Here is a 4,518-nt window from a genome sequence, read left to right as displayed (position 1 = left end):
CTTCAACGGGGATTAAATGATAGACAAATCCATACTTCTGGTTATTGTTCTTCATGCAGCAGCGAATTTTTCTCTTACCGAAGAGATGAAGGGAAAACAGGGAGAATGATGAGTTTCATTGGCTGGAAGGAGAAATGAAATGAACGTTTTAGAGAATTTTAATCATATACAGGACAATATTCAAAATGCTTGCAGCAAAAGTGGGAGAAATCCCAGGGAAATCAACATTGTTGCTGTAACGAAATATGTTTCGGTAAATAGAGCTGAGGAAGCCCTTCAAGCAGGAATAACTCATTTGGGAGAAAACAGGGACACTGGACTTCTATCTAAGTGGGAGAAACTGGGGGATGTACCGGAGTGGCATTTCATTGGCACACTTCAATCCAAGAAGGTCAAAAATATCATCGACAAAGTATCATACATACACTCCTTGGACCGGTTGTCACTGGCCAGGGAAATTCATAAAAGAGCGGACAAGCCTGTTTCTTGTTTCGTACAGATTAACGTTTCGGGTGAAGAATCAAAACACGGGGTTGGTCCACAGGAAGCTGAAGGGTTCATCCGCAGTCTCGAGGACTACTCAGCCATCAAGGTTATAGGTTTGATGACGATGGCACCTCATACGGATGATAAGGATTTCTTAAGAAATTGCTTTCGCACATTAAAAGGACTTCAGGAATATATCCATTCCTTGGGATTACCACATGCACCATGTACAGAACTATCAATGGGGATGAGTAATGATTATACAATTGCAATTGAAGAAGGTGCTACTTTTATCCGTATTGGATCAGCGTTAGTTGGAAATGACTGAGAGGGGATGTACGTAAATGGGCATAAAATCTAAGTTAAAAACATTCTTTTTGCTTGATGAAGAAGAATATGACTATGAAGAAGACGAGAAGTATGAAGAGGAATTCGAGGAGAAGAAGAAGAATATGAAAACACAATCGGTGTCTCAATCGAAGCAGAATGTAGTCAGTCTCCAAAGCGTACAGAAATCTTCCAAGGTGATTCTGGTGGAACCGAGAGTCTATGCAGAAGCACAGGAAATCGCTGACCACTTGAAGAATAGACGGTCTGTTCTTGTAAATCTCCAGCGAATTCAGCATGATCAGGCAAAGCGCATTGTCGATTTCCTCAGTGGAACGGTTTACGCCATTGGCGGTGATATTCAACGTGTTGGGATGAATATTTTTCTCTGTACACCTGACAATGTTGAAGTGAGTGGAAATATTTCTGAATTTCTAAAAGATGAAGATATATCTGATTCAAGGTGGTAATGTAAATTATGGGATTTGTTTTTGAAGTTTTATCAACACTTATTCAGCTTTACTCGTGGGCATTAATCATATATATATTGATGTCCTGGTTCCCGAATGCAAGGGAATCCTCCATCGGCCAATTTTTATCCAAAATCTGTGAACCCTATCTGGAGCCTTTCAGAAGATTCGTACCACCGCTGGGAATGATTGATATCTCTCCAATCGTTGCCTTCATTGTCTTGAACCTGGCCCAAATGGGACTGCGCCAAATATACATTTGGTTCATTTAACTGAACGTGAAAAACGTCTTCCCTAAAGAGCTGAAACTTATATACCGTTTCAGTTCTTTTATTTTGACTGTGAAAATGTCAGGAGGTGATTCTAGTGACTATATATCAACATTTCAGACAGGATGAAAAGGAATTTGTTGATAATGTGCTGCAGTGGAGAGGTCAAGTCGAAAATCAATATGCACCCAGGCGTACAGACTTTTTAGATCCAAGGCAGCAATACATTGTACAATCGATCATCGGTCATAGCCAAGATGTGCTTTTATCTTTTTCTCCGGAACATGCCGAAAGGAAGAGGGCCCTGCTTTACCCCTCCTATTTCGAACCTGAAGAAGAAGATTTTGGTATTCGCTTATTCGAGATTGAGTACCCGGATAAGTTTGTTACAATAGAACATAGACAAGTATTAGGCAGTATCATGTCACTTGGCCTGAAGCGTGAAAAATTCGGTGATATTTTATCAGATGATAATAAAGTTCAATTGATCCTGGCAGAAGAAATTTCTGAATATGTCCGGATGGAATTAATTCAGATAGGTAAAGCCAAAGTTTCCTTACGTGAAGTCCCATATACAGAACTGATTAAAACCCGGGAAGAATGGCAGGAAAAAGTGGCAACTGTGAGCTCTCTCAGATTAGATGTTGTCCTGGCTGCCATCTATAATATTTCTCGTCAGAAGGCTCTGACTTACATTAGAGGCAAGCTTGTAAAACTGAATTGGAAAATTACAGAAAACCCATCCATGGAAGTGGAAGCAGGGGACGTGATTTCAGCAAGAGGTTTCGGCAGAAGTAAACTAATCTCAATTGAAGGCAGAACTAAACGGGAAAAATGGCGAATTTCTTTAGGGGTTCTAAAATAAATTAATGAAAAAAGAAGGAATTTCCCCACATACTGTCGAATTTTTAGTTATAATAAAATTGTAATTCACCAAGTACTGGAGGTGGCTTCCATGCCTTTAACGCCATTAGATATACATAACAAGGAATTTAGTCGTGGTTTTCGCGGTTATGACGAAGATGAGGTTAATGAATTCTTAGATCAAATCATTAAAGATTACGAAATTCTTATCCGGGAGAAGAAAGAAACCGAAGAACGTTTGAATTCTTTGAATGAACGTTTAGGTCATTTTACAACGATTGAAGAAACCCTTAATAAATCAATCGTCATCGCTCAAGAAGCAGGGGAAGAAGTTAAAAGAAATGCGACGAAAGAAGCTAAGCTGATTATTAAAGAAGCGGAAAAAAATGCAGACAGGATTGTGAATGAATCACTTTCAAAAGCCAGGAAGATTGCGATCGAAATCGAAGAGCTCAAGAAGCAGTCTAAAGTATTCCGGACACGGTTTAAAATGCTGATTGAAGCTCAGCTTGATCTGCTGGGTACAGACGATTGGGATCAGCTGATGGAATTTGATTTAGATGCCACCGAATTAAAAACTCTAAAAGAAGAAGAAACCCTGTCTTGACGAAAGCTGCTATCTTTTCATATAATTGTAAAACAATCTGATTTGCCATAATGAAGGCTAAGATAGGGACAGTACGTTTCTACTGTAATTCCTGATAAGCGAACCGGGGATGGTGAAAGCCCGGAGAGGAAATAGAAGCGGAAGATCACCCTTGAGCTCCAGGCATGAAATTCCTGATGAAACAGGAAGAATAATGTGTGGCGGTTTATTCACGTTACGAATGAACGAGTGAAAGTATTCTTTTGGATATTTTTATGAGGGTGGTACCGCGGGAAAGCTTTCTCGTCCCTTTTTTAGGGATGAGAAAGCTTTTTTTGTTACCCGGATTGATTAATGTGTGCAGAAAGTAGAAAAGATGGCAATTAAGATACACTGAAGGAGGATATTATAAAATGGAGTATAAAGATACTTTATTGATGCCGAAAACTGAATTTCCGATGAGAGGGAATTTGCCGAAAAGAGAACCAGAAACTCAAAAGAAATGGGAAGAAATGGACATTTACAAAATGGTTCAGGATCGAACAAACGGTCGCCCATTGTTTGTCCTTCATGATGGACCTCCGTATGCAAATGGCAATCTCCATATGGGGCATGCCCTGAATAAAATTCTTAAGGATTTCATCGTCAGATATAAATCGATGAATGGTTTTCACGCACCTTATGTTCCAGGCTGGGATACACATGGCCTCCCTATCGAACAGGCACTTACGAATAAAGGTGTTAAACGCAAAGAAATGACCGTTGCAGAATTTCGTAAATTATGCGAGGAATACGCTTATGAACAAGTTGATATCCAGCGTACTCAATTCAAGCAACTGGGAGTTCGCGGTGATTGGGAAAATCCTTATATCACATTAAAACCTGAATATGAAGCACAACAAATCAAAGTATTCGGTGATATGGCCAAGAAGGGCTATATCTACAAAGGGAAGAAGCCTGTATATTGGTCCCCTTCCAGTGAATCTGCGCTTGCAGAAGCTGAGATTGAATACCAGGACAAACGTTCACCGTCCATCTATGTAGGTTTCAGTGTAATCGAAGGGAAAGGGGTTCTTGAAGAAGGTACCCAGTTCATCATCTGGACGACAACTCCATGGACGATCCCTGCAAACCTTGGAATCGCGGTTCATCAGGATTTAATGTATGTATCGGTATCTGTCAATGGCAGCGCTTATATTGTGGCTGAAGAACTACTTGAAGATGTAGCTGAAAAACTTGGATGGGACAAGTATGAAGTAACGAAAAAAGTCAAAGGTGCCGAGCTTGAACGCATTAAAGCGAAACATCCGATTTACGACCGCGAATCCCTTGTCATACTGGGTGATCACGTAACAACTGATTCAGGTACGGGGTGTGTACACACTGCACCGGGACACGGGGAAGATGACTTCCTTGTAGGCAAGAAATACGGATTAGACGTATTATGCCCTGTTGACGATAAAGGAGTTATGACTTCCGAAGCTCCAGGATTTGAAGGTTTATTCTACGACAAGGC

Annotated in this window: 7 protein-coding genes and 1 other annotated feature; all 7 genes read left to right on the top strand. The window is 40.4% G+C overall.

Annotated features, from left to right (window positions below):
- On the top strand, positions 1–138 hold a 138-nt coding region (locus HP456_RS20275; protein WP_172254460.1), incomplete at its 5' end, for a laccase domain-containing protein.
- 1 nt (position 139) lies between these two features.
- The gene (locus HP456_RS20270) at positions 140–814 is read left to right on the top strand and encodes a YggS family pyridoxal phosphate-dependent enzyme (RefSeq protein WP_172254458.1); all 675 of its coding nucleotides are present in this window, start codon (positions 140–142) and stop codon (positions 812–814) included.
- Positions 815–830: 16 nt separating this feature from the next.
- Positions 831–1,283 (top strand): cell division protein SepF, encoded by a 453-nt coding sequence (locus HP456_RS20265; protein WP_172254456.1) that lies wholly within the window; start codon positions 831–833, stop codon positions 1,281–1,283.
- A gap of 8 nt (positions 1,284–1,291) precedes the next feature.
- The gene (locus tag HP456_RS20260; RefSeq protein WP_172254454.1) at positions 1,292–1,555 is read left to right on the top strand and encodes a YggT family protein; all 264 of its coding nucleotides are present in this window, start codon (positions 1,292–1,294) and stop codon (positions 1,553–1,555) included.
- A 94-nt stretch (positions 1,556–1,649) separates the two neighbouring features.
- Complete coding sequence (locus HP456_RS20255; RefSeq protein WP_172254453.1) at positions 1,650–2,417, top strand: YlmH family RNA-binding protein; 768 nt, start codon at positions 1,650–1,652, stop codon at positions 2,415–2,417.
- Positions 2,418–2,507: 90 nt separating this feature from the next.
- Positions 2,508–3,023, top strand: a complete 516-nt coding sequence (locus tag HP456_RS20250; RefSeq protein WP_172254452.1) for a DivIVA domain-containing protein — start codon at positions 2,508–2,510, stop codon at positions 3,021–3,023.
- A 50-nt stretch (positions 3,024–3,073) separates the two neighbouring features.
- Positions 3,074–3,316: a binding site (T-box leader), on the top strand.
- A gap of 99 nt (positions 3,317–3,415) precedes the next feature.
- Positions 3,416–4,518: class I tRNA ligase family protein (locus tag HP456_RS20245; protein ID WP_172254451.1), on the top strand; the 1,103-nt coding region annotated here is incomplete at its 3' end.

Origin of the sequence: Bacillus haikouensis (assembly GCF_013179555.1) — a bacterium.
Taxonomy (GTDB): Bacteria; Bacillota; Bacilli; order Bacillales; family Bacillaceae_B; genus Rossellomorea; species Rossellomorea haikouensis_A.
The sequence above is the reverse complement of the archived record's forward strand: the minus strand, read 5'-3'. Positions and strand labels throughout refer to the sequence as shown.